This is a genomic window from Polyangiaceae bacterium (assembly GCA_020633205.1).
Classification (GTDB): Bacteria; Myxococcota_A; Polyangia; order Polyangiales; family Polyangiaceae; genus JAHBVY01.
The window spans coordinates 1-22,943 of sequence record JACKEB010000016.1; the positions used below are offsets into that span (position 1 = coordinate 1).

At 64.5% G+C, this 22,943-nt stretch carries 21 protein-coding genes; 16 read left to right on the forward strand and 5 right to left on the reverse strand.

Translation table 11 applies throughout. From position 1 onward, the window contains the following. Positions 1–47: 47 nt before the first annotated feature. The gene (locus H6718_24730; protein ID MCB9588639.1) at positions 48–443 is read right to left on the reverse strand and encodes a TIGR02266 family protein; all 396 of its coding nucleotides are present in this window, start codon (positions 441–443) and stop codon (positions 48–50) included. 147 nt (positions 444–590) lie between these two features. Continuing rightward, a complete protein-coding gene (locus H6718_24735) occupies positions 591–3,254 on the reverse strand; it encodes a glycosyltransferase family 39 protein (protein ID MCB9588640.1) in 2,664 nt (887 codons plus the stop codon). A gap of 130 nt (positions 3,255–3,384) precedes the next feature. On the opposite strand from H6718_24735, the gene era reads away from it, so the two are divergent. The 3 genes from era (at position 3,385) to H6718_24750 (ending at position 6,785) form a co-directional block, all read left to right on the forward strand. Then, the gene (gene era / locus H6718_24740) at positions 3,385–4,344 is read left to right on the forward strand and encodes a GTPase Era (GenBank protein MCB9588641.1); all 960 of its coding nucleotides are present in this window, start codon (positions 3,385–3,387) and stop codon (positions 4,342–4,344) included. Further along, positions 4,341–5,786 carry a ribosome biogenesis GTPase Der gene (gene der, locus H6718_24745; GenBank protein ID MCB9588642.1) on the forward strand — a complete coding sequence of 482 codons (1,446 nt, stop codon included), beginning with the start codon at positions 4,341–4,343 and terminating at the stop codon, positions 5,784–5,786. The genes era and der overlap by 4 nt, the downstream gene beginning before the upstream one ends. A gap of 219 nt (positions 5,787–6,005) precedes the next feature. Next, a complete protein-coding gene (locus H6718_24750; GenBank protein ID MCB9588643.1) occupies positions 6,006–6,785 on the forward strand; it encodes an enoyl-CoA hydratase/isomerase family protein in 780 nt (259 codons plus the stop codon). Positions 6,786–6,853: 68 nt separating this feature from the next. Here H6718_24750 and H6718_24755 read toward each other — a convergent pair whose 3' ends face one another. Further along, a complete protein-coding gene (locus H6718_24755) occupies positions 6,854–8,248 on the reverse strand; it encodes a CBS domain-containing protein (GenBank protein MCB9588644.1) in 1,395 nt (464 codons plus the stop codon). A 329-nt stretch (positions 8,249–8,577) separates the two neighbouring features. Further along, complete coding sequence (locus tag H6718_24760; protein ID MCB9588645.1) at positions 8,578–9,735, reverse strand: ArsA family ATPase; 1,158 nt, start codon at positions 9,733–9,735, stop codon at positions 8,578–8,580. A gap of 99 nt (positions 9,736–9,834) precedes the next feature. Here H6718_24760 and H6718_24765 point away from each other — a divergent pair, with 99 nt between their 5' ends. The 10 genes from H6718_24765 (at position 9,835) to H6718_24810 (ending at position 18,710) form a co-directional block, all read left to right on the forward strand. Then, positions 9,835–10,215, forward strand: coding sequence for a hypothetical protein (locus H6718_24765; protein ID MCB9588646.1), 381 nt, complete (start codon positions 9,835–9,837; stop codon positions 10,213–10,215). Positions 10,216–10,253: 38 nt separating this feature from the next. Continuing rightward, positions 10,254–10,985, forward strand: coding sequence for a protein tyrosine phosphatase (locus tag H6718_24770; protein ID MCB9588647.1), 732 nt, complete (start codon positions 10,254–10,256; stop codon positions 10,983–10,985). Next, positions 10,982–12,052 carry a flippase-like domain-containing protein gene (locus H6718_24775; GenBank protein ID MCB9588648.1) on the forward strand — a complete coding sequence of 357 codons (1,071 nt, stop codon included), beginning with the start codon at positions 10,982–10,984 and terminating at the stop codon, positions 12,050–12,052. Before H6718_24770 ends, H6718_24775 begins: the two co-directional genes overlap by 4 nt. 11 nt (positions 12,053–12,063) lie before the next feature. Beyond that, entirely contained in the window at positions 12,064–12,540 is a 477-nt protein-coding gene (locus tag H6718_24780; GenBank protein ID MCB9588649.1) for a hypothetical protein, read from the forward strand. Between the two features lie 89 nt (positions 12,541–12,629). Continuing rightward, positions 12,630–13,844 carry a serine/threonine protein kinase gene (locus tag H6718_24785; GenBank protein MCB9588650.1) on the forward strand — a complete coding sequence of 405 codons (1,215 nt, stop codon included), beginning with the start codon at positions 12,630–12,632 and terminating at the stop codon, positions 13,842–13,844. A gap of 256 nt (positions 13,845–14,100) precedes the next feature. Next, positions 14,101–14,727, forward strand: coding sequence for a hypothetical protein (locus tag H6718_24790; protein ID MCB9588651.1), 627 nt, complete (start codon positions 14,101–14,103; stop codon positions 14,725–14,727). A gap of 92 nt (positions 14,728–14,819) precedes the next feature. Then, positions 14,820–15,776 carry an SUMF1/EgtB/PvdO family nonheme iron enzyme gene (locus H6718_24795; protein ID MCB9588652.1) on the forward strand — a complete coding sequence of 319 codons (957 nt, stop codon included), beginning with the start codon at positions 14,820–14,822 and terminating at the stop codon, positions 15,774–15,776. Then, on the forward strand, positions 15,766–16,353 hold the full coding sequence (locus H6718_24800) for an RNA methyltransferase (GenBank protein ID MCB9588653.1): 588 nt from the start codon (positions 15,766–15,768) through the stop codon (positions 16,351–16,353). Before H6718_24795 ends, H6718_24800 begins: the two co-directional genes overlap by 11 nt. Positions 16,354–16,548: 195 nt before the next feature. Then, positions 16,549–17,577, forward strand: coding sequence for a low-specificity L-threonine aldolase (gene ltaE / locus H6718_24805; protein ID MCB9588654.1), 1,029 nt, complete (start codon positions 16,549–16,551; stop codon positions 17,575–17,577). Next, the gene (locus H6718_24810; GenBank protein ID MCB9588655.1) at positions 17,574–18,710 is read left to right on the forward strand and encodes a tetratricopeptide repeat protein; all 1,137 of its coding nucleotides are present in this window, start codon (positions 17,574–17,576) and stop codon (positions 18,708–18,710) included. The genes ltaE and H6718_24810 overlap by 4 nt, the downstream gene beginning before the upstream one ends. Positions 18,711–18,832: 122 nt before the next feature. Here the strand turns inward: H6718_24810 and H6718_24815 are convergent, their stop codons facing one another. Next, positions 18,833–19,219, reverse strand: a complete 387-nt coding sequence (locus H6718_24815; protein MCB9588656.1) for a hypothetical protein — start codon at positions 19,217–19,219, stop codon at positions 18,833–18,835. Between the two features lie 108 nt (positions 19,220–19,327). Here H6718_24815 and H6718_24820 point away from each other — a divergent pair, with 108 nt between their 5' ends. The 3 genes from H6718_24820 (at position 19,328) to H6718_24830 (ending at position 22,877) form a co-directional block, all read left to right on the forward strand. Continuing rightward, on the forward strand, positions 19,328–19,999 hold the full coding sequence (locus H6718_24820) for a hypothetical protein (protein MCB9588657.1): 672 nt from the start codon (positions 19,328–19,330) through the stop codon (positions 19,997–19,999). Between the two features lie 109 nt (positions 20,000–20,108). Next, the gene (locus tag H6718_24825) at positions 20,109–21,647 is read left to right on the forward strand and encodes an FHA domain-containing protein (GenBank protein MCB9588658.1); all 1,539 of its coding nucleotides are present in this window, start codon (positions 20,109–20,111) and stop codon (positions 21,645–21,647) included. Positions 21,648–21,665: 18 nt separating this feature from the next. Beyond that, the gene (locus H6718_24830; GenBank protein MCB9588659.1) at positions 21,666–22,877 is read left to right on the forward strand and encodes a serine/threonine-protein phosphatase; all 1,212 of its coding nucleotides are present in this window, start codon (positions 21,666–21,668) and stop codon (positions 22,875–22,877) included. Positions 22,878–22,943: the final 66 nt, after the last annotated feature.

Consider the following 22,943-nt stretch of genomic DNA (forward strand, 5'->3'; position numbering starts at 1 on the left):
GCGCGCGCTAGTTCAGCAGAGCGCGCGCCAGTTCAGCAGAGCGCGCGCTAGTTCAGCGACTCGCGCACGTAGGCGATGGTGTGGACCACGTCGACGAGTCGCTCACGCTGTTCCGCGGTGAGATTCACGAACTGGATCCCCATGCCGGGGTTGGGGCTCATCGCCAACGGACGCACAGGGTTGATCCATTGCACCACGCCATTGAGTACGAAGGGCTCGTCCGCGTCAGGAGGTGCGAAGCGCAGTGTGAGCGCCGTACCGACCTCGAGGGGTTGATTGGTTCGTACGAAGATACCCAACGCGGAGATGTTCGTGATCGCCGCGTAGAGGAAGGTATCGTCCGTCGTGCAGTCGACAGACCACGTCACGTCGATGCGATCCGCGCTGCGACGGTTCGAAGCTGCCTCGTCGGCATCAGGCTGCGAATCGCCGGATTCCCTCACCCGACTGGCCTTAGCGCCGTTCCGGCCTTCTGTCACGTTTCGTCCAAACTTCCTTACGAGTCCCCGCCTAACGCGAGCACTTTGAGTGGGTTCGTCGCACGCAACTGCGCGCGCTGGTGTTGAAAGGGGACGCCTTCCAAGATCGCGTCAATGAACGATGACGAAACCCGCCTTGATGCGGTTGTTGTCATGGCTGCCCTTCTTCACCTCGAGCCGCCGGTCACCGATGTAGAGACCGTACAACACCTCGTAGCGGCCGGGCGTGAAATGCGGTTCTAGACGGATGGTGTGAATGTCCACGATCTGATCGCTCGGACGCCAGAGGTGCGCGGGGTATTTGCCCCCCAGCGTCTCGTGATCCCCGTTGTAGCGTTTTCGGTAACCGTCGATGTGGATGAACGTCTTCCAGTTTCCGCTGATCGACCGATTCACTCGCCAATGGATCGCGAACTGGTAGTCGACACCAGGCTTGACCACCGGCCACGGCTTTCCGTCGACAGTTTCCGTAGGCACCGGCTTGCCATCTTTGGTGAGATCCCAACCCAAGTTGGTGAGCTGATCCAGATTCGCTCCCACGGTAAATTCCGGCTCTCGCGGAGCATCCAGAATCCAATCACGGAATGGATTCTGGTCGACTTCAGCCTCGCCGAGCTGGTTGCTGGCCAGCAGGATCTCGCTCGAGCGGCTATCTAGAACCGGGAGATTCTTGTGGTGCCGCTCACGGAACTTGGCGTTGATCTGCGCCAAGTCGTCCGCGCGCATCACCAGCCAGCGCCGCTCTTGAGCGTTGTCGAGCCAACGCGCTGCCGCCGGAGCGTTGGGTTGAGTGACCACCGCTGAGCCTGCGTAGTAGTTCGCGCTCTGTCCGTTATCACCCAACATGCCCAGGGGCTCCCCCGGCTTCGCTAGGCGACCGTAGGCTTCGAAGACCTCTTTCGGGGAAATCTGTGCCGCCAGCGCGGGGTAGTAGCCAAGACTGAGCACCAGCCCGAAGGCGGCCAGGGGCACTGCGGCCAAGCTGAAACGCGGAAACGCTCTGCGTGCGCGCAACCAGCGCAGCGCATCACGCGCGAGCATGGCAATCACGGGCAACGTCAACGCGAGTGGTAGCAGCAGCCAGACCAGCGCAAGCACGGATCGTAGCTGACTGGGCATGGTCTCGATTCGCTCCCAGTTCAGCATCCGCGAGGAAAGAAAGCTGAGCACCGCGAACGCCAGCGCCCCCGCTTCGATCAGCAGCAAAAAGAAGCGCAGGTTGCCTTCGAAGGCATCCTGGAGCGTGGCGACGTACTCTCGATAGGGCTTCCGATCGAACGGCTGCACACCGCTCGCGTCGCGCTCGCGGCCGTGCTCGAAAATCAGGCCGAAGAAGCCGCCGATACACAGCAACGTGCCGTACTTGACCACCTTCGTGGCGGTTTCCGCGAAGCTGTCGGGGAACTTCCCCCCCTCGACCACGAACGCCGTCAGGCCCTTGACCGGGAAGTTCTTGAAGTCGGTGTAGTAAATGATGGCGAGCGCGGCGACGGTGATACCGGCCGCCATTGAGCCGCCGAAGTGCCGCTGATCCGCTTCGCTGAGGGCTACCCCGATTGCGGCAGCGAGCGCGAACACGGCGCAGAACGGAAGCTCTCCCGTTGTGGGCGCCATCAGCGCGTGCGCGGCAAGCGCGAGCGAAGGCACCAACATCAAGAGCAGGTGCAGGCCTAGTCCGCGTTCACGCTTCGAGAGGGCCTCTTCAGTCTCGGCATCCGCCGGGGAGAACACCACGAAAAGGCGGCCAATTGCGAAAGGTACCAGGGCGCTCCAGGGCAACAGCCCGTGTCCGAGCTGCTCGAGCACGAGGTCGAAGGTCGGGCGCTGACGCGCTTCGTTGATGCCCGCCCCGAGCCAAATGTCGTAGTGCGTCGGGTCCACATGAGTCAGGGCGTAAAGCCCTTTCCACGTGGCAAATAATCCAACCAACAGACTCGCGCTGGCCACGAGCGTGGAAAATCCCGTACCGCGGCGACGTACGCCGTGGGAGACGAGCCACGCGAGACCAACGCCCAAGGCGGGCACCGCGACGCCAAGCAAGGCGCCGCGCGCGCCGAAGCCTGCCGCTAGCCCAGCCACGCCGAGGAGCGCCCAGCCAAGCTGCCTCGGGCGGAATGAGCCGTCGTGATCAAAGACCGCTAAGCCGAGCCCTGCGCAGGCCATGGCGACGGCGCTCAGGGTCACCGCGTCTCCGAGCATCGTGCGCGCCTGGAGGAAGTAGAGCGGCATCGTCGACAACGCGATCACGCTCAGGGAGGCCGCACGGCGGTCGACCAGCCGCGCCACCAAGAGATACACGCACAGCGCGCCAACGAGCGCCCACACCGCGAGTGGGAGGCGCCCGGCCCAGTCGTGGAGACCAAACAACTTGAAGCCGAGCGCCATCGACGTGAATGGCAGCTCGCCGCGCTCGAGCTCACCCAGCGTGGGCACCGTGTTGTTCGCGCCTTCGAGGGAAAGCCCGCTGGCTCCCATCACGTTGAGCGCAATACGACGTGCCTGATCGGCCACGTCGAGCTCGGGGGGCTCCCAGATCCCTGCCCTGCCGACCGGCATGAGTAGGCTGGCCAGCGCAATGAGTGCCGCAGACGCCGGCCAACCGAAGCGAGACCAGCCGCCTACCTTGTTACTCGGGGCTGCGGGTTGATCGCGCTCAGCCGTTGGCTGATCCGTCGCCGGCCTGGTCGACTCGTTGTCTGCTTCGCCGGGATCGGGCGTCGCGGAAGCGGACTCCGGCGGCTCCGAGTCTCGGTCTGAAGCAGGGGATTCGCTCATGCGTGCGGGACCTTAGCATCAGGGCCATGGGCGTCGGCAAGCGCACAAAAGCGCCCGAAGGGCGAAGAAACGCGCCCGAACTCTGCCTGTGTGCTGGCGCTCACGCCAAACCCAACCATACTCCGCGGCCATGCGTTTCGGGTCCTGCGCCATTGTCGGTCGTACCAACGTGGGAAAGTCCACGTTCTTGAATGCGGTGCTTGGCCAGCGCCTGGCGATCACGTCGCCATTGCCGCAAACCACTCGAGACGTGCTCCTGGGTATCGCCCAGCATGGCGACGCTCAGATCGCGTTCGTGGATACACCGGGTCTGCACGACCCGAAACACGAGCTCGGTCGCCGCATGAACTTGGCCGCACTCGACGCCCTCCGCACCACCGATCTGGTCGTGTTGATGACGGACGTCGGACACCTCACCAAGCTGCGGAAGACCCCTGACCCCAGCCCGGAGCTGGTCCTCGAGGCAGACCGCAAATTGATCGCGGAGTTCCCTAGCGCAGTCCCCTGCATCTTCGTGGTCAACAAGGTCGACAGCCTGAAGGACAAGACGCGCCTGCTCCCGTACCTGCAGTCGGTGGCGGAGTTGCGAGAGTTCACGGCCATCGTACCGGTCAGCGTGCTGAAGGACGACGGCGTGCAAATCGTGCTCGACGAGATCGCGCCGCACCTACCCGAAGGACCGCCAGGCTATGACCCGGATATGCTGACGGACAAGCCGCTGACGTTCTTCGTGCGTGAGTACGTACGTGAGCAAGTCATGCTGCAGCTACGCGCCGAGATCCCCCACGCGGTCGCTGTCACCGTGGAGCGCTTCGACGAGACGGAGCGGAACACCCAGATCAAAGCGACTATCCACGTGGAAAAAACTAGCCAACGTGGGGTGGTGGTTGGCAAGCAGGGCGAACGCATCAAGGCCATCGGCACCAAGGCGCGCGAGCGCCTACAGGAGCTGCTCGAGCGTCCAGTTCACCTGGAGCTCTTCGTGCGTGTGACCGAGCGCTGGAAGGACGTCCCCCGCCAGCTCACGGAGCTTGGCTACAACGTTGCAGACGCCGTCGATCTGAGCCCCAACCCGCGAGCCAAATCATGAGCGGCAACCCAGAGCGTCCCGACGCCGAAGACAGCCTCGAAGACGCTGAACTCGAGCAAACCGATTTCCTCCCGGAAGACGAACCCGTTGAATCCGCGCCGGTCCAATATCAGCGCTGCTTGATCGCCGTCGTGGGCCGCCCCAACGTGGGCAAGAGCACGCTCTTCAACCGTTTGATCGGAGAGCGCCTGGCGATCGTGCACGACGCGCCTGGCGTCACTCGCGACCGCAACTATGCAGACGCCGTGATTGGGGGGCGCAGCGTGACGGTGGTGGATACGGGCGGCTTCGACCCAACCACCGACGACCCCATGGGACAGGGCATCGCACGTCACGTGATGGCGGCCATCGCTGAAGCCGACCTCGTGTTGTGTGTGCTCGACGGCGTGAATCCGCCAACCCAAGCGGACGCCGACGCAATCAAGCTGCTGCGCCGCGCCGACAAGCCGGTGCTCTACTGCGCGAACAAGGTCGACAGCCAGAAACACGAGGCGGAGATCACCGAACTCTATCGCCTCGGGGTCGATCGTTTGTACCCCCTCAGTGCCTTACACGGGCGGGGGTTAGGTGAGCTGGAGTTGGCCATGCGGTCCGGCTTACCGGCGCCAGTTGTGCTCGAGACGGGAGCGACCGATGACCTCGAAGTACCCCGTGTGGCGCTGCTCGGCCGGCCCAACGCGGGCAAGTCATCGCTATTCAATCGCCTGAGCGGCAGCGAACGCTCCTTGGTGGACGACCGGCCTGGAACCACACGAGACGCGGTGGACTCCGAAGTGGAGGTCGCAGGGCAACGCTACTGGCTCATCGATACCGCAGGGATCCGCAAGAAGGCCAAGGTTCAAGAAGAGGTGGAGAGCGCCAGCGTGATGCGCTCCATCAAGGCGGCGGGTCGGGCAGACATCGTGATCTTGATGTGCGACGCCAGTGAAGGGATCGGCGACCAGGAGCAGCGGCTGCTTGGGCTCTGCGCCGAGCGCGGGCGCGGCATCGTCGTGGGGCTCAACAAGAGCGATCTCCTGACGGCCGCCCAGCGCAAAGCCGCCGTGCAACAGGCGGAAGAGAAGCTCGGGTTCGCACGCTGGGCCAAGGTGATGCTGCTCAGCGCGAAGAACGGTAACGGCGTCGAAGCGTTGATGAAGCAAGCCCGGCGCACCCACCGCGAGCTGCATCGGCGGATCCCCACGGCAGAGCTGAATCGCTTCTTCGAGAGCGTGCTGGAGCGGCGCCCCCCGCCGACTGCCGGGGGCAAGGCGCCGCGGCTGTACTACGTGACTCAGGCGCAGACGAACCCGCCGCTCTTCGTGGCGATGAGCAACGCACCCGAAGTGATCAACGAAGGTTACCGCCGGTTCGTGATGAACCAGCTGCGTAAGACCTTCGGTTTCGACTCGGTTCCGATCAAGATCGCTTTCCGCAAGCGCTCGCGCCGCGGCGACAGCTGACCGCAGAAGAGCAGCGGCTGACCTCCCCCCCGAAGAAGCCTGCTGGGGCGACCCTGCGTGCTTACGCCTGGTCACGCGGTGTTGCCTTTCGCTCCTGCCGTGCCCGCATGGCGCGAGCGGCTCCAGCGGCGGCGAAGGAGGACTGCGCGCTCACGCTGAAACCCGCAGTATGGGTGAGCGGATTGCTGGCGCAGGCGATCCGCGATACGGCGCGATGTCATGAGCGACGCAACGAACGTGGTGTTGAGTGAGGCGCAGGGACGCGTGTTGGTGATTCGGCTGAACCGGGCCGATGCGCGGAACGCGATCAGCGGAGACGTCGCCAAGGGCATGGAAGCCGCGCTCGATGAGCTCGAAAGCAACGACGAGCTGTGGGCGGGCGTGCTCGCGGCGAACGGCCCGACCTTCTGCGCGGGGGCCGATTTGAAGTGGATCGCCTCGGGGCGCGCGGCAGAGCTGTCCACTGAACGAGGTGGCTTTGCCGGGCTCGTGCGGCGCAAGCGCACGAAGCCGCTGATCGGTGCGGTTCACTCAGATGCGTTGGCGGGCGGCTTCGAAATCGCCCTCGCCTGCGACATCCTGGTCGCCGCAGAAGGCTCGAAGTTCGGTTTGCCCGAGGTGAAGCGCTCGTTGGTGGCGCTGGCAGGTGGCCTGGTCGAGCTGCCGCGGCTGATCGGTGAGAAGCTCGCACTCGAGCTGGCGCTCACTGGAGATCCATTCCCTGTGGAAAGATTGCTGACAGCAGGCCTAGTGAATCACGTGGTCCCGCAAGAGCAGGTCTTCGAGCGGGCACTGGGGATCGCGACTCGCATCACCGAAGCGGGTCCGTTGGCCGTGAAAGCGTCTCGCGAGATCATCGTCGGTGGACGAGATCTCCCCTCAGAGGAGCGTTGGCAGCGGTCTTTCGAGCTCGGGTGGCCGGTGTTCGGCTCGGAAGATGCCCAGGAAGGCCCGCGGGCGTTCATCGAGAAGCGCTCACCCGTTTGGAAGGGGCGCTAGACCCTCGAGGGCCACAGCAGCGCGCGCGCCCGGAGGATGTGCGCGTTTTGCCACGGGGCAATTGCTGGCTACTCTGCTTCGGCCAGCGGTCGCTCCGAGTGTGCTGGCGGCGCGTGCTGAGGATCGCTACGGCGAGGCGGCGGCTCGCTCGTACTCGGCGGACCGTAGAGCACGCTCCGCAAGTCCGAGCGAGTGAGGATGCCTACCAGCTTGCCATGGTCGAGCACCGGCAAGCGCCCAATGTCGTGGGACTGCATCTCGCGAAAAGCAGACTCGAGGGACGCCTCGGGGGTCGTCGTGCGTAAGTGGTGAGCCATGCAGCTCGAGACCGGCAAATGCAGCCGCCCGGCGGCCTCGGCTTTCTCGACGTCCCGCCGGGAGATCAGGCCAATCAGCTCCCCCGCCTCGACCACGGGTACGCCCGTGTGGTGCCACACCCGCAAGCTGTGCTTGAGTTCAACGAGGGGAGTGGTTGGGGTCACGCTGCGCACCAAGCGACTCATCACATCCGAGACGCGCTTGGGGTTTGGCGGTTCCGCACGAAAACCCGCGAGGATCTGTGCGTACAGTTCGTCGACATCTCCACCTTTGATCGTCGCCGCCGCGGCGCTTGGATGCCCGCCACCTCCAAAGGGCGCGAGCCGCTCAGCCACGTTGACGACCGGTGAACTCGAGCGAGCGACGATCTGCACGCGTTTGTCTTGAATTGCGTAGAACGCAAACAGCGCCTGATTGCCGTCGAAGCCGGCTACCGCGCTGGTGACGTCCGCAAGGCCATTGACCACCTTTTCCATGCGCAGCTTTGCGAAACCGACGTTGGTGCCGCCGATCTCCCGCGACTCGAGGGCGTCGAGCACCCGCTTGATCAGCTCGCGCTGATTGGGGCTGAACTCCGGCTTTAGGTAGCGGTTCAGGGTCTTCAGGTTGCCGCCCTGATCGAGCAGCCAGCCAACGGCGCGCGCGTCGCGTCCTGAGGTGTTCGGGTAGGTGAGTGAGCCGGTGTCCGCGTAGATCCCCAGGGTAAAGAGCGTGGCCTCCTCAACGTCAATGGGAATGCCGGACGCCTTGATGCGCTCGACGAGCAACGTGGTTGCGGAGCCGACGGGCTCGACTAACTCGACCGAACCCTCGACCTCATCCGCGCCTACTTTCGGGTGGTGATCGTAGACGTGGACGTCCAACGTGGGGTCCTGCGCTTCGAGCCGCTGTTGCAGTATCTCGAACGCTCCCAGGCGGCTCTTGCGCCGGTGATCGACAAGGATCACGCGACGCACGCTGTGCTGATCGATGTCGCTGTAGCGTAGCGTGCGGAAACGATCCCGATGCAACGCAAGGTAGTCGTGGAGTGCTGGAGACACGCGCCGCCCGAAGACGATCTCCGACCCCGGGTAGAGCTTCTGCGCGGCGACGGCGGCAGCGAACCCGTCGAAGTCAGTGAGCTCGTGGGTGAGGATGACCTCCATTGGTGCACAGGATAGTGACTTCTGGCGTTGGTTTCCGGCCTTTTTCTGAGCACCCTCGAGCACAGCGGGTGACAGGTGTAGGTCACGCACCAACCTGACCCGGGGTCGGAGCAGCTTCCAGTCACTCAAGACATCGGGAGATCGGTACAGCAGGCGCATCGCGGAGGCGCCGTCGGCTTTGCGATCTCCCGGCGTGGTAGCCGGAGGTCGCGCTGCGAAAACAGCGACAACGCAGTCTCCGGGCGACCGTGGGTCGAACAGGTTTCAGAGCGGTATCGAGTCGCGCGCCTGGCAGTGCGCCGCGGACACCCGCAATCCCGAACGCGACGTCAGCTGCCGGGCGCCAGCAACCGGGAAATTCCCGCCAGGGTCGAGATGTCGTGAACATCGCTCGGCAACGCGGGGATGTTGACCCGGGTTGGCGGGCTGCCATCCGGGTTGTTCGCGAGCGCGCCATCCAGACGGCTGAGGTGCGAACGATCGAGTTCCGCGAGGCTCTGCTCTTCGCTGACGGCGCGCACCAGGCGTGCCGGCGCATCCTGCCCCAACCGAATGCCGTGCTGGGCAAGCGCTGCTTCGACCTCGCCCTCAGTCGCGACAGAGCGTGGCGCCCGATGAACCCGATTCACCACGAACGCGTCCCGAGCCATGCCCTGGTCGTGGAGCCGTTCGGCGAAGAACAGCACCTCTCGAATGGCCATGGGCGCGGGACTGGTTACCAACACGTAGGCGAACTCGGTGGAGCGGAACGCCTTCGCTACCTCTGCCGCACGGCTCTTGAAACCACCAAACAGGTCGTTCAACTCGGTGATGAACTCCGCCATCTGCTCGAGGAAGCCACCGCCAGTTAGCTTGCCGATACCGCGCAGGACCAACGCGACGCTCTTGGCGACGAGATTCAGGCTGAATTTCCCCGAGGATTCAAATGCCTGAATGAACCAGCGCATGGCGGCGCTATCGATGGCCTCAGTGATGCGCTCTGGTGCGTCCAGGAAGTCGAGCGCATTGCTCGTCGGCGGCGTGTCGAGCACGATCAAGTCATAATGGGAGTCCTGTTTGACGCTCAGGAGCTTCTCCATCGCCATGTACTCCTGGGTACCCGCCAGGCTGGTGGACACGTACTGGTACAGACGATTCTCCAGGATCTTGTCCCGAGCGGCGGTTGACGACGCGTGGCGTGTCACCAGCTCGTCGAAGGTGCGCTTGGTGTCCAGCATCATGACCGTCAGGCTGCCTTGGACGTCCAGGCCAGCGCGCTGGAAGAGCGCTGGTTCCACCCGTTGCGCCTCCCCCGTCATCCGGTCGAGCCCTAGGCTATTCGCGAGGCGACGAGCTGGATCGATGGTGAGGCAAAGCACACGCTTGCCCCGTCGGGCACCCGCCAACGCAAGCGCAGCGGCAACCGTGGTCTTGCCTACGCCGCCGCAGCCCACGCACAGCACCACACGGCGCTCGTCGATCAGGGCATCCAGAGAGGGAAGGCTCATCGGGAGACTGCCTTTAGCACGAGATCCCGCGCGTTCCGTCAACCTTCCGGATCGCGCTTTAGTTGTCCGAAGACCGCCCGTTCTAGGAACGTAATGCGGATGTCTTCGCTGCCACACCGCCCCGAGCCCGTTGGTTATGCGGGGCCCGAACGCCGCGTTCTGCGGTCCAGCGACCCTCTGACCGCACTCGAACGCCTGCTCGATGAGGCTCGCCGCCAGAGCCGCGGCGCTGCACTGTTGGTCGCGGACTCCAGCGGCTTGTTGGTGGCTGCGTCGGGCTATTGGAGCCACTGCGAAGAGCTGGCGGCTGTGGCCGCCGCGAATCCCGCGAACGACTCAGGGGAGCGGCAAGTGCGCCGCGTGCGCGTCGCCGGACTCGAAGTGGTGTTATGCGCGGAGGGTGGTGACACGGACGCCGCTCTAGCTCGGGCCCAGAGCGGGACGATCCGCATTCTGGGCAACCGCCGACGCAGCGCCTGAGAACTACACAGCGGGCGATTCTGAGCTATACCGCCCGCATGTCCGGGGGTGCCCAGTACGTCGACTTGCACAGCCATTGGCTGGTGGGGATCGACGACGGTGCGCGGTCCATCGAGGAGAGCCGGGAGATCCTGAGTGGTCTGCAGGCACTCGGATTCGGTTTGGTGATCGCGACGCCTCATATGCGGCCCGGGCTCTTCGACAACGACCGGACGGCGATTCTCTCCGCGTGGGAGCGCACCCGTGAAGAGCTTGGCTCGCTGCGACTGCCGGAGCTGGCGCTAGCGAGCGAGCACTACTTTGACGATGTGGTCATCAACCGCATCAAGGTGGGAGACGGTCTGCCCTATCCTGGAGGTCGGGCTGTACTCCTCGAGTTCTACGACCAGCGCTTCCCCCTCAGCATCTCGCACCAGCTTTTCGAACTGCAGCGTCAGGGGTTGCGCCCAGTGATCGCGCATCCGGAGCGCTACCAGCGGATCTGGGAGGCGCCCGAGGTGCTGGAGCAGCTGGTCGACGCCGGCTCCCTCGCACTGCTGGATACCGCCGCGTTGATGGGGAAGTACGGCAGCCAACCCCGGCGCTGCGCGGAGCACCTACTCGAGGAAGGGCTGTACCACGCGGCCTGCAGTGACGCGCATCGACCGCGCGACGTCGCCGCCGTGGCAGAAGGGATGGAAATCATCCGTCGGCGTTGGGGCGAGGACGAGCTCGACTTTCTGTTCAACGAAGGTCCCCGACAGATCTTGGAGGGACGCGTCCAAACATGAGGGAGCCTTGGATGCGCCGCTATGGCCTGCGCCTAGTGGCTTCCCTCCTGGCCGGCTTGGTCGCGCTCTGGGTACTCCACGCCGGCGGCTTGCCCCTCGTCCCGCCCGCGAGCGCACTCAAGGCAGTTGCGCCTTGGTCCATCGCCGCATACGCCGTTGGCTTTTCGCTGGTTCACTTGTTGCGGGCTGCACGCTGGCATTGGCTGCTGCGTCCCCTTGGCGAGGTGTCCTTCCGCCGAATGCTGAACGTTTCGTTCATCGGTTTCGCGGCGATCGTGGTGCTGCCACTCAGATCGGGAGAGTTCGTGCGTCCGGTTTTGATCCGCAAGGATACGAACATCGGGGGCTGGGCGGCGACTGGGACGATCGCGGCGGAACGCGTGATCGACGGCGTGTTGGTGAGCCTCCTGCTCTTACTCGGCTTGTTGGCCTCCACCCCCTTGGATCCCCTACCCGACCGCATCGGGGAGCTCGCGGTCCCTGCACGCGTGATTCCCGGTCTGGCCTACAGCGCTCTTGCGCTCTTCGCGGGTGCTTTCACGGCGATGGGGTTGTTCTACGTCAAGCGCGAGCTCACGACCCGTCTCGTCAGTGCCACGCTGGGTCGCGTGTCTCCGCGGCTAGGCGCTTGGCTGACCACGCGGCTCGAGCAGCTTGCGTCAGGACTAAGCTTCCTGCCGAAGCCTTCCCTCGCCTGGCCGTTCATTGGGCTTAGCGTCGCCTATTGGCTGACAAACGCCGTGGCAACCCAGGCGCTGGGGGTTGGCTGTGGCCTCGAGGAAATGAGCTTTCCCATCGCGTGTGTCAGCATGGGAGTGCTCGCGCTGGGGATCTTGTTGCCCAATGCTCCAGGCTACTTCGGCGCGTTTCAGGTCGCTGTCTACGCCTCGCTCGCGCTGTTCTTCCCGGCGGCCGTGATCGACTCCAAAGGCGCCGCCTTCGTGTTCATTCAATATGTCGTGCAGACGGCTGTCACGTTGGGAGCAGCCCTGGTCGCGTGGCTCGTTGAGCGCAGTCACCTGAATGCCCGCGCCAAAAACTTGCCCGTGAGTGAGGCAACCCGCTAGCCCACGGCGGTATGTCCAGATCTCGCAACTGGCTTCGCGCCACTTGGTTCATTGGACTGAGCGCGCTTTGGCTCAGTGTTGCTGGCCCAGCAGACGCGCGCGTCGAAGACGACTCGGCCTACTCCAAGGCGCAGACCTTTAGCGGTGCCCTCCGCTACTTGCGGGTGGACCTTGGCTACGAGGTCGTGGAGAAAGATCCCGAAGCGGCGTACCTGCTGTTCAAGTACAGGCCGATGGGCTCTCGCGAGGAAACCAGCGGTTCGATCGAGATCGTCCAGGCCGAGGGCAAGGTGAAGGTCTTCGTGCAGCTCCCCAAGATGCCCGAATACCACGAACGTATGCTCTCCACCGGCCTGATGAAGAAACTGAAGACGGAGTACGGGGAGCCGCCGAAGCCAGCCAAGAAACCGAAGCGTGACGACGAAGATCGCGACGGAAAGTCACGCAAGAAGAAGCCCAAGGGCGACTCCGACGAGTCAGCCGACTGAAACTCCGCGCAGGTTCCAGAGCTCTTCGCCAATCAAGCGCGAAGCGGCGCATGCGCGCCCGTCGCCTGGGTGTATAACGCTCCATCGCGATGGACGAGACCCCCGAACGCATCGGTCGCTACCCGATCGTGCGCCCGTTGGCGCACGGTGCGATGGGTCGAGTCTTGCTCGCACACGATCCGGTGCTCGATCGCCCGGTCGCGATCAAGTTGTTGCGCAACGACCTCGGGCTCACGGCGGACCAGAAAGAAACGCTGCTCGAACGCATGCAGCAAGAAGCTCGCGCTTCCGCGCGGGTGAGCCATCCCAACATCGTAGCGTTGCACGATATGGGGGACTCGGACGAAGTCGGGCTGTTCCTGGTGTTCGAGCACGTCGAAGGCAAGAACCTCAAAGAACGGCTGCTACAGGGCCCGTTGGGTCCTGAATCCGCGGCCGAGCTCGCCGAGGGGCTCGGGTCGGCGCTCGCAACCGCACACGGAGCCGGAGTGCTCCATCGCGACATCAAACCGGAGAACATCATCCTGGCCAAGCATGGGCCGAAGCTCGTGGACTTCGGCATCGCGAGGCTCCCGGACTCCACGCTTACCCACGAAGGCGGCGTGCTTGGGACCCCGGCGTACGCGGCACCGGAGGCGATCGCGAACGGCAAGTTCACGCCGCTTTCGGATCAGTTTTCCCTCGCCACGACGATGTACGAGGCGATCAGCGGTCGGCGCGCTTTCCCGGGCGACGACGCCGTCGCCGTTGCGAGTCGCATCGGCACGGAGGAGCCACCAGCGATTGCCGCGGTATGCGGCGTGGACCCCCACGTGGACACCGTCCTTGCTCGCGGCATGAGCAAAGTGCCGCGGTCCCGCTTCGAATCAGCGGAAGACTTTGGACGAGCACTGGCCGAAGCGCTGCGCATGTCACCGCGCACCGCGATGCCCACCACTCCCGATCGTTACCATGCGGAATCGACTCAGAGTTCGGGTAGAGGGCTACGTGTTGGCGTTGGCGCCGCCGCAGCGGGAGCGCTGATCGCCGTCTCGGCTTTCCATTTGAGCCGTCAGCTCGAGGAACCGCCCCAGGCGGCCACGGTTCCGGTGCCCGTCGCCGTGAGCGTGAGCCAGACGGACGATCCAGACCAACCCGTAGCCGTCCTGGCGGAGCGTCCGCCCGACAAGAAGAAGCGACCTCCCAAGCGCCGAGACCGTCAGCGCACGAGCGTGGACGCTGGCACCAATCCAGATACACCGGAAAAAGCCGGAGATGCCGGATCCGGCGGGAATCCGAAGCCACCCAGCGGCGAGGGGCTGTAGCCCTTCCGTGGGCGGTGATTCGGGTCCGCTCGAACCGCCTTACGAGGCACAAACCCCAGTCAGAACACGGGCCTCTGAAGCTCTCGGCACAACATGAAACACCTCCGGGCCGCCTATCCCGGGAGGGCAAACACCTGTGTTTTGCGCTATGGGAAAGCCCGCTCGCTGTCAGTATAAGCAGCGAACCTTTCGGCGCGGACTTGGCTTGGTCGCGCCCTAGAGCATCGAGCGTCCGCTCGCTGCAACGGAGAACCTCATGCGACTCTCAGCACCGACCATCTTCACCATCGCTTTCGGCATCCTCACGGTCACCTTCGCGGGCTGTGCGGCGACCTCGGACAACAACAAACCGCTTCAGCAAGACTGCAGCGCGGTGACGACTTGCTACGACCAGTGCATCTGCGCCGGAAACGACAGCCAAGTCTGCCTGAACACGTGTAGCGCAAACGGCGGCACCGGCAACACTGGCAACGGCGGGACAGGCAACACCGCGAACGGTGGCACGGGTAACACCGCGAACGGCGGCACCGGCAACACCGCGAACGGTGGCACCGGCAACACCGGAAACGGTGGCACCGGCAACACGACCAGCTGCGACTCGGCCGTCGAGTTCAACGACCCGACCTGCAATGCGTGCATGATGGGCTCCTGCTGCTCCGAGGTGATGGCGTGCTTTGGCACCAGCACCGCTACCGAGCTGCTCCCCTGCGGCAACCTGCAACAGTGTCTCGCGCAGTACTGCGCCGACGCGGCCGACGACGCGGCGTTCCAGGCCTGTGCCCAGCAAGAGTGCTCCAACTTCCTCACCCAAGAGGCGGTCGACGCGCTCAACGCCTGGGGCACCTGCATCGAAAGCAGCTGCACCGCTGCCTGCGGCGGCTGATTCTAGCTTAGAACCAGCGCACCAACCGGCCGCGACCCCGCAGGGTGTCGCGGCCGCGTGCATTCAAGGACCGATTGTGCGAGTCCTGAAGCATGCGGGGCCTGCTCACGGCTGCTTGTTTGCTTGGAAGCGCCTGGCTGTTGCGGCCCCCTACGGTCGCAGAGGCAGCAAGCAACGTTCAAGCACAGCTGACCGATAGCTCGACCCCCGCCGAACGCGCGTACACCGGCGGAATCGTCACGCTTCGCGCGCCGACCTCCACGATGTTGCGGATCCCTTCCGTGAAGTTTCAGATGGGCTCAACGGCAATGGACGTGGTGGAGGCGCTGCTTCTGTGTAACCGCGAGCCCTACGGTGAGCTCTGCGATCAAGGCATGTTCTCCGATGAGCTACCTCAGCACGCGGTGACCCTCGACAGCTTCTGGATAGACCGCACGGAAGTGACGGTGGCCGACTACGCCCGCTGCGTACGCGTCGGCCGCTGCAAGCCGGTTAGAGAGGGCGGCGCGGCGCGCTTCGAGCGCCCGAACTATCCGCGCGGCTTGGTCAGCTATGACGACGCGCGAGACTACTGTCACTTCCGCGGCGCGCGCCTACCGAGTGAGGCCGAGTGGGAAGGTGCGGCGCGAGGCAAGGCACACCGCAAGTTTCCTTGGGGCAATTTGTACAACTCCCGAGCGGCAAACCACGGTCGCTTCGCTTGGAGTGAGACGGAGTCGAAAGACGGCTACGCCGAGCTTGCCCCAGTGGGCGCCTACCCTTCCGGCGCGACGCCTCAAGGGGTGCTCGACATGGCTGGCAACGTGGCCGAGTGGGTGAGTGACTACTACGGCCCTTATCCCGACACGCCCCAAAGGAATCCGCGCGGAACTGGCACAGGCCCACGCATCGCACGCGGGGGGCACTACCAGAGCGCCGCGCCGTGGCTGCGCACTGGCTCGAGGCTGTCCGCCGATCCCGATATTCGCCGGCCGTACATCGGCTTCCGCTGTGCGAAGAGCGCTCGCCGCGTCGCCCCGCAGCGGCTAGGACCTCGGGATGTCGAGTGAGCGACCCTCGAAGCAGGCGAGCAAACAGCGTCTGGTTGTGCCCGTCGCCCAGCGGACGCGTTTCATCCTCGTGGGCCCCCACTACCCAGAGAACGTCGGTGCCGCTGCGCGAGCGATGAAGGCAATGGGGCTGTCGCGTCTTGTCCTCGTCCGCCCAGGGCGCCTCGCGCGGCCGGATCATCCGATGGCGCGCAAGATGGCCGTGAAGAGCCTCGATGTCTTGGACGCGGCACCCATCCTGGAAACCCTCGAAGAAGCGTTGCTTGGGGTCGACTTCAGCATCGCCACCAGCGCCAAAATCGGAAACCGCGGCGCTTACACCCTGCGCACCGGCGCCGAGGAACTCGTGCGACTTGCGAGTCAAGGACTTCAGCTCGCCGTGGTCTTCGGCAACGAGAAGTCGGGTCTGAGCGATGTCGAGAGCCTGCTTTGCGACGCCACGCTGCGCATCCCGATGGCTGCACCGCAACCGTCGATCAACTTGGCGCAGGCGTGTCAGCTGGTCTCCTACGAGCTGTTCGCCACAGCGCTAGTGTCCTGTCTCCGTAGTCCGCTGCAAAACTCGCCCGCCCCCTGAGGGTGTGGGCGCACGAGTTTTGCGCCTTCGCACTACTTCTGAGACGAGGAAACGCTGTGTTGACTTGTTCAGCGAATCACTGATTCGCCTCACTAGCGAGCTGCTGAAAAGCTTCGGCTTTCACCACCCTACCCAGGAAGTCACGCGCACTTTCCAGCGACCCCGGCGAGCGAGACCGCTAGACTGCCGCGACCGATGCCGATTGATCTGCGCTCCGATACCGTAACCCAGCCGAGCGCCGCCATGCGTGAAGCCATCGCCAAAGCGCCGCTGGGGGACGACGTGTATGGCGAGGACCCTAGCGTGAACGAGCTGCAGGACGAAGTCGCGAGCCTGCTCGAAAAGCAGGCGGCGCTCTTCGTGCCCTCCGGCACGATGAGCAATCAGCTCGCGCTCATGGCCCAGACCGAGCGTGGTGACGAGGTCGTGATCGGGGAGCGCGCCCACTGCGCCTGGTTCGAGTCGGGTGCGGCGGCCGCGCTATCCGGCGTTCAGTTCGCGACCGCAGGCAGCGGCGGTCTGTTCGACGCGGATGATCTGCGGGCCGCCATCAAGCCGAGCAGCTACTACCTTCCCCGCACGTCACTGGTGGCAGTGGAGAATACGCACAACGCATCCGGCGGACGGGTGTTCCCCTTGGCAGACGTGGTGGCTATCGCCGAAGCGGCCCACGCCGCGAACCTGAAGCTCCACTTGGATGGCGCGCGCTTGTGGAACGCAGCGGCGGCCACAGGGGTGAGCCTCGCGGAGCTAGCGGCACCCGCCGACAGCGTCAGCGTCTGCTTCTCCAAGGGACTTGGAGCACCCGTCGGCTCGGCGCTCGTTGGTTCTCGGGAGCTGATTACCCGCGCCCGGCGCCTGCGCAAGATGCTCGGCGGTGGCATGCGCCAGGCCGGCGTGTTGGCGGCGGGTGCCCTGTACGCACTTCGGAACAACCAGAGCCGACTAGCGGACGATCATCGCCACGCGCGTTTCTTTGCGGAAAATATCGCAAGCTGCGAGGGTATCACGCTCGACCTAGAAAGCGTGCAGACCAACATTATCCTCTTCGAGGTACCAGGTAGCGCGGAAGAGCTATGCGAGCGCGCAAGGCAGCGCGGGGTACTACTCTCCGCGATGGGCCCAAAGAGCGTGCGGGCTGTGACCCACTTGGACGTCAGCTTCGATGAGGTGCGCGAGGCGGCGAGTTCCATCAAGCAGCTCCTCGACGGGGGTTGGGGGTGAGGGGCGAAGCGTTCTCGCCGCCGGCGGCTACGTTGCTCGCGCTGTCCGCGCTACTGACGCTTGGCGCCTGCGCACCGTCCTTCAGCGATGCGTTCGAGCGCGAGCGCGCCGCTGCCATTCGTACCTACGGCGCAGGCCGCTACGTCGAGGCAGCGCAGCACTGGGAACAAGTGGCGAAAGAAGCGCCAGACAAACATCAGCGCTACGAGGCGCTGTACCGCGCGGCAGTCTCCTACAAGCGCGGCAAGCGAGGCAGCGAGGCGCGAAGACTCTATCAGCGTATCCTTAAGGAAGCGCCAGACACGAGCCGCGCGCCAAGGGCGGCCTACGATCTCGCCGACCTCGACATTGAAGGCGGAAAGGACGCTGCTGGCTTCAAGGCGATGGAGCAGGTAATCGAGCGCTACCCCGACGCCAGCACGGGACCGTCTGCGCTAAACCGCTACCTCGTGTGGCTCGAGGATCAGCAAGGAGAGGCTGCAGCGAAGGCCTGGCTCGAGTCGCGCATTCCACGCCAGGAAGGCACAGAACTCGGGCAGTACCTCCACTACGCCTACGCGAAGCTGCTACTGAGTATGGGCGATAAGCGGGGCGCGCTCGCTCGCTACCTGCTGGTCGCTGATAAGTATCCCTACCCGAAGGGTGCCCTGTGGGACGACTCGCTGTTCCACGCGGCGGAGCTCGAGCAAGAGCTCGGGAACCCCCAAGGCGCAGTGAAGCACCTCAAGCGCATGCTGAAGGAGCGCGAGCCGTCGAGTCTGTCCGGTAGCTACGAGCGCCCCCGCTACAGTGAGAGCCAGTACAAGCTCGCGCTGCTCTACCGTGACGCCCTCCACCAGCCCGAGGACGCCATCCGTGAGTTCGAGCGCTTACGTAAGGACTTTACCACGAGCATCCTGAGGGATGATGCCGCGTGGCAAGAGGCCAAGCTGCGCGTCCAGCGCAACGACACCAGCGGCGCGTGTCGGGCGATGCGTTGGTTGCGCGACGAGATCCCGGATAGTCGCTACTCAGCTTGCGGTCAGCTGCTGTGCAGCGAGCTCAAGCCGCTCGACCGCGAATGCCGCGACTACATCCAGCGCGAGCTTCGGCCAGCAGCAGAAGAGCTCGACGACGCCAGCGAAGCGCCCTGACGAAACGCGCTCGCGAAAAACGCTCAGAGCCGACCACGCGGTGAGGAATGTAAGAAGGGGAGTCGCCTTGCGGCGCTCCCCTCACCCCCAATCGAGCAGTGGACGCGTATCCCGACGACGGCTCAGAGCTCGTCGTCTTCGTCTTCGAAGTACTCGTCGTCGTCTTCCGACTCGTCTTCGTCTTCGTCTTCTTCTTCTTCGTCTTCTTCGTCGTCGTCGTCCTCGTCTTGACGAGGTTCAGTCTTCAGATCGATTCCGACTTCACCCAGCTGGGTCTCGAGCAGCTCGAACAACTCATCGGTGTCGTCGCCGCTCCACTCGTCGAGGATGTCAGTCAGAAACTCGTAGAAGTCTCCGCTGTCCAGCCGTCGTTCGATTTCCTCGACTTGCTCTTCGGTAAAGCTTTCGAGGATGTCTTCGCGTAGCGACTCTGTATCGCCTTCTTCGATGGCCTCCTGAGAGGACAGTCGAATCTGCCGAACCGCACGCCGATCGAGGTAGATGTCCATGGATAGAGCTTCCTGAGTCCTTGGTCGGGCTTTAGACGATGCTTCGATGGCCCGTCAAGGGATCGTGAACACGCCCCGTTGAACTTCGGGTTGAGGTAGAAGATGGGAGTGGGCTGGACGGTTCGAACTCTGCTCGGGTTGATGGCGCTGAACTCGCTCTGCAGCGCCCAGACCGCTGGTGCGGAGGCGAACGTGCGAGACATCCCCGCGCCGCGCGGTGCACCCCCGATCTCGGCGCACTACCTGCAGTATGGGGTGGGGCTGGTGACCGAGTCCGCGGCGGATGCGGGCGACGTGTGTCCAAGCGGGGCATCGGCACCGTGCATTCTGGGGTCCGGTGGCGGCCTCGCGATTCGCGTCGGCTATCGCTCACGGGGCCCCTGGTACGTCGGTGGGGCCTACGAGTTCTCCAGGCAGGACCCTTCGAACCTGATGCGGCTGGCCATCTTGCAGCAGCTCCGCGCAGAAACACGCTTCTATACGAACACCGAGGCCCGTCTGAGTCCGTACCTAGCGGGCGGGCTTGGAATGGCGCTGTACGGCAACGAGTTCGGCAGCGACACCGGCGGGGTGTCGACTTTTCTGGGAGGTGGCCTCGAGCTCCAGCTGAGCCGCACGACGGTGATTGGGGGAAGCTTGGTGTACCGGCCGCTACTGCTTCGTGGCTGGACCGACTCGGCCGGCCAGCGCCGCTCTGATCGCTTCCTGGGTTTCGGATTGGCCCATCTGGTGGCGCTCGAAATCACCCTCGAGGTCCGGAGTCCGCTGAGTCGTTGGTAGTCGCCTTTCGCAAACAGATCCTTGACTCAGCTAGCAGGTAGTTGTCCTCTTGCCGGCTGTGAGGTGTGATCGCTGTGGGCGGGAAAACCCGGACCATGTGACATTCTGCATGGACTGCGGGAACCGCCTGAAGCCGGCGCAACGAGTGGTCGAACCCACGCCACCGCGCGGCGTGCAGTCTCCGCTGGGCGGGACTGCGTTCATGGACCAGTCGCCGCTCGCAGAACAGCCACAGCAACCGCCAGCGCCCGCTGCGCCCATCGCGCCTGCCGCTGCCATTGCGCCCGCTGCTGCCATTGCACCCGCTGCACCCGAGCGCCCACCGAGTGTGAGGCCGCGGCCCGCTGCGCCGGATTTCGAGTTCGCGCCCAAGCCACCCGCTGGCGAGGGCAATACCTGTTCGCGCTGCGGCACGCTGAACCCGGAGGTCAATCGCTTCTGCCTCTCGTGCGGTTCGCAGCTCCATCACTCGAAGCCCGCACTGGCGAGTCCGGTCGTGGACTTCGGAGCGCCCCCAGCGCCCACACCCCAAAACGTGACGTGCGGCCGTTGCAAGGGCAGCAACCAGCCAAACATGCGCTTCTGCCAGTTCTGCGGAGCCTCGCTGACAGGCAACGATGCAACGCGCCCCGACTCGCCGGAAGCACGCCAAGCCGCAGCGGAAGCGTTCGAGCAAATTCGACAAGCCGCACCTCAACCGCCAACGCCCGCGCCCATCGCCCAGGCCGCTCCAGCCTACGCAGCCCCTCAGCCTGTTGCGACTGCCCCGCACCCACAACCACTCGCGGGGCACCAGCCAATTCCGGTGCCAGCGCCGGTTCCCGCCCCACAGCCGGTAGTGTCGCCGCAGCCCGTGCCGCTGCCTCACCCTCATCCAGCTCCTCAGCCGACGCAGCCCCAACCCGCAGCGCAGCCTCACACGGCGCCGCAGCCCGGAGGAGCCCCCGCGGCCGAGGCGTCGGGGCAGGCCCGTGGCAAGCTCGTTGTGATCGCTCAGGACGGTAGCCCTGGCCGCGAATACCCGATTTTCGACGACCAGGTAGACATCGGCCGGCACGAAGGGGCGATTGTGCTGCCCAACGACCCTTACGTTTCCCCGCGCCACGCTCGGGTGATGCATCGTGACGGTCACTTCTTTATCCGCGACCTAGGGTCCGTGAACGGCGTCTACGTGCGCCTAACGAAGAGCGAAAGCCTGAGAAATGCTGACTTGCTTCTCGTTGGCTTGGAGGTGTTAAGGTTCGAAATCGTGAGCGAAGCGGAGAAAGGCTTGGGGCAGGCAGCGGAGCGAGGAACGCAAATCTTCGGTTCTCCAGCCGCGCCGCGCTTCGCGAGGCTGTGTCAGAAGACGGTTGAAGGGGTCACCCGCGACGTCTACCACCTGACGCGCGAGCAAACTGTCATCGGGCGAGAGTCAGGTGATATCGTGTTCACGGGCGATCCATTCATGAGCCGACGACACGCAGGAATCACTCGAGAGCCCTCCGGGCGCGACTTCAGCCTGCGTGACCTGGGTTCGTCCAACGGGACGTACCTGGCGATCCGCGGTGAACAACAGCTGGAAGACGGCGATCACGTACGTATCGGCCAGCACCTATTTCGTCTGGAAATTCTTTCGGGTTCACGCCAAGCACGGCGTGAGTTTTGATCGGGCCACCAAGCTGATATGAGCCAAAACGGGGACGCGGCGGGCGACATCCGCATTCATCTATTCGGCCGTACCGACGTCGGTCAGATCCGCGAACACAACGAGGACAACTTCCTCGTCGCAGACCTGACACGTCGAAGCCGCAGCCTGATGGAGGCGGACCGTCAGCAAACGGTAGGTCCTCGAGGCACGGTTCTCGGCGTGTGCGACGGTATGGGCGGAGCGGCGGCGGGTGAAGTCGCGAGCCAACTTGCCGTCGACATCATCTACGAGAAGCTCGTCGACGGGGAGCTGCCAAAGGATCGCGACGATCTCGCACGGCGCCTGGTGCGTGCGATCGAAGAAGCCGGCCTGCGCATCTTCAACGAGGCTCGCGCTGATCGCAGTCGGCGAGGCATGGGCACCACCTCCACTATCGCGGCGCTCGTCGACTCCCGCCTCTTCCTCGGCCAGGTCGGGGACAGCCGCGCGTACATCTTGCGCGGCGATCGCATGGTTCAGGTTACGCGCGATCAGTCCTTGGTAAACCAGCTGATCGAAGCCGGTCAGCTCACGGAAGAGGAAGCAGAAACCTTCGAGCACAACAACATCATCCTGCAGGCGCTGGGAACTGCGGACACGGTGCAGGTCGACCTCACCTACGCAGATCTGCGCCAAGGCGATGTGCTGATGCTCTGCTCCGACGGGCTGAGCGGGATGTTGCGCGCAGATGAGATGCGCGAGGTGTTGATCACCATCAAAGATCCACTGGAAGCCTGCAAGGTTCTGACGGACCGCGCGAATCTCGCCGGCGGTCACGACAACATCACGGTGATCGTCGCCAAGTTCGAGGGCTCGGGTCTACCCCCGGCGAGTGCTGAAGACCTCCTCAGCTACCAGAAGTACGCGATCACCCAGCAAGCGACCGCAGACGCCACCGTGCGGGCTGCACCCGTCGCTCCAGAGACGCCCCTCAACCTGAGCGACGAAGCAGCTCGCGAGTCACGCAAGCTCAAGGTTTCCCACACCATGGTCGGCATGGACGCCGCGACGGTGCAGGCCGCGGTTCAGGCAGCGGGGCAAGGGCCGGCTCCCCACACTCCACCGATGCCGCCGGCGTACTACGATCCCGAAGAGGATCCGGTCGACATCCCCACCACTGGTTTGCCGCCAACCGTGGTCGGAATGATGGTCCTGGGTGCGTTGCTGGTCGCCGCGTTGGCGGGTGGCTACCTCGCCCTGGCGCCTTGACCAACGCGCCGTTGGAGTTCGCGCGCGCTGATCCCGCGCAGAGCCTGAGCACGTCGCGAGGTCACT

Excerpts from the sequence above, each read along its gene's own strand:
- H6718_24785 (MCB9588650.1), top strand. The coding sequence starts at position 12,630 with ATGGACGAGACCCCCGAACGCATCGGTCGCTACCCGATCGTGCGCCCG.
- H6718_24775 (MCB9588648.1), top strand. The coding sequence starts at position 10,982 with ATGAGGGAGCCTTGGATGCGCCGCTATGGCCTGCGCCTAGTGGCTTCC.
- H6718_24735 (MCB9588640.1), bottom strand. The coding sequence starts at position 3,254 with ATGAGCGAATCCCCTGCTTCAGACCGAGACTCGGAGCCGCCGGAGTCC.
- H6718_24825 (MCB9588658.1), top strand. The coding sequence starts at position 20,109 with ATGGACTGCGGGAACCGCCTGAAGCCGGCGCAACGAGTGGTCGAACCC.
- H6718_24770 (MCB9588647.1), top strand. The coding sequence starts at position 10,254 with ATGTCCGGGGGTGCCCAGTACGTCGACTTGCACAGCCATTGGCTGGTG.
- H6718_24760 (MCB9588645.1), bottom strand. The coding sequence starts at position 9,735 with ATGAGCCTTCCCTCTCTGGATGCCCTGATCGACGAGCGCCGTGTGGTG.
- H6718_24765 (MCB9588646.1), top strand. The coding sequence starts at position 9,835 with ATGTCTTCGCTGCCACACCGCCCCGAGCCCGTTGGTTATGCGGGGCCC.
- H6718_24815 (MCB9588656.1), bottom strand. The coding sequence starts at position 19,219 with ATGGACATCTACCTCGATCGGCGTGCGGTTCGGCAGATTCGACTGTCC.
- H6718_24795 (MCB9588652.1), top strand. The coding sequence starts at position 14,820 with ATGCGGGGCCTGCTCACGGCTGCTTGTTTGCTTGGAAGCGCCTGGCTG.
- era (MCB9588641.1), top strand. The coding sequence starts at position 3,385 with ATGCGTTTCGGGTCCTGCGCCATTGTCGGTCGTACCAACGTGGGAAAG.
- H6718_24800 (MCB9588653.1), top strand. The coding sequence starts at position 15,766 with ATGTCGAGTGAGCGACCCTCGAAGCAGGCGAGCAAACAGCGTCTGGTT.
- H6718_24755 (MCB9588644.1), bottom strand. The coding sequence starts at position 8,248 with ATGGAGGTCATCCTCACCCACGAGCTCACTGACTTCGACGGGTTCGCT.
- H6718_24780 (MCB9588649.1), top strand. The coding sequence starts at position 12,064 with ATGTCCAGATCTCGCAACTGGCTTCGCGCCACTTGGTTCATTGGACTG.
- der (MCB9588642.1), top strand. The coding sequence starts at position 4,341 with ATGAGCGGCAACCCAGAGCGTCCCGACGCCGAAGACAGCCTCGAAGAC.
- H6718_24830 (MCB9588659.1), top strand. The coding sequence starts at position 21,666 with ATGAGCCAAAACGGGGACGCGGCGGGCGACATCCGCATTCATCTATTC.
- ltaE (MCB9588654.1), top strand. The coding sequence starts at position 16,549 with ATGCCGATTGATCTGCGCTCCGATACCGTAACCCAGCCGAGCGCCGCC.
- H6718_24790 (MCB9588651.1), top strand. The coding sequence starts at position 14,101 with ATGCGACTCTCAGCACCGACCATCTTCACCATCGCTTTCGGCATCCTC.
- H6718_24750 (MCB9588643.1), top strand. The coding sequence starts at position 6,006 with ATGAGCGACGCAACGAACGTGGTGTTGAGTGAGGCGCAGGGACGCGTG.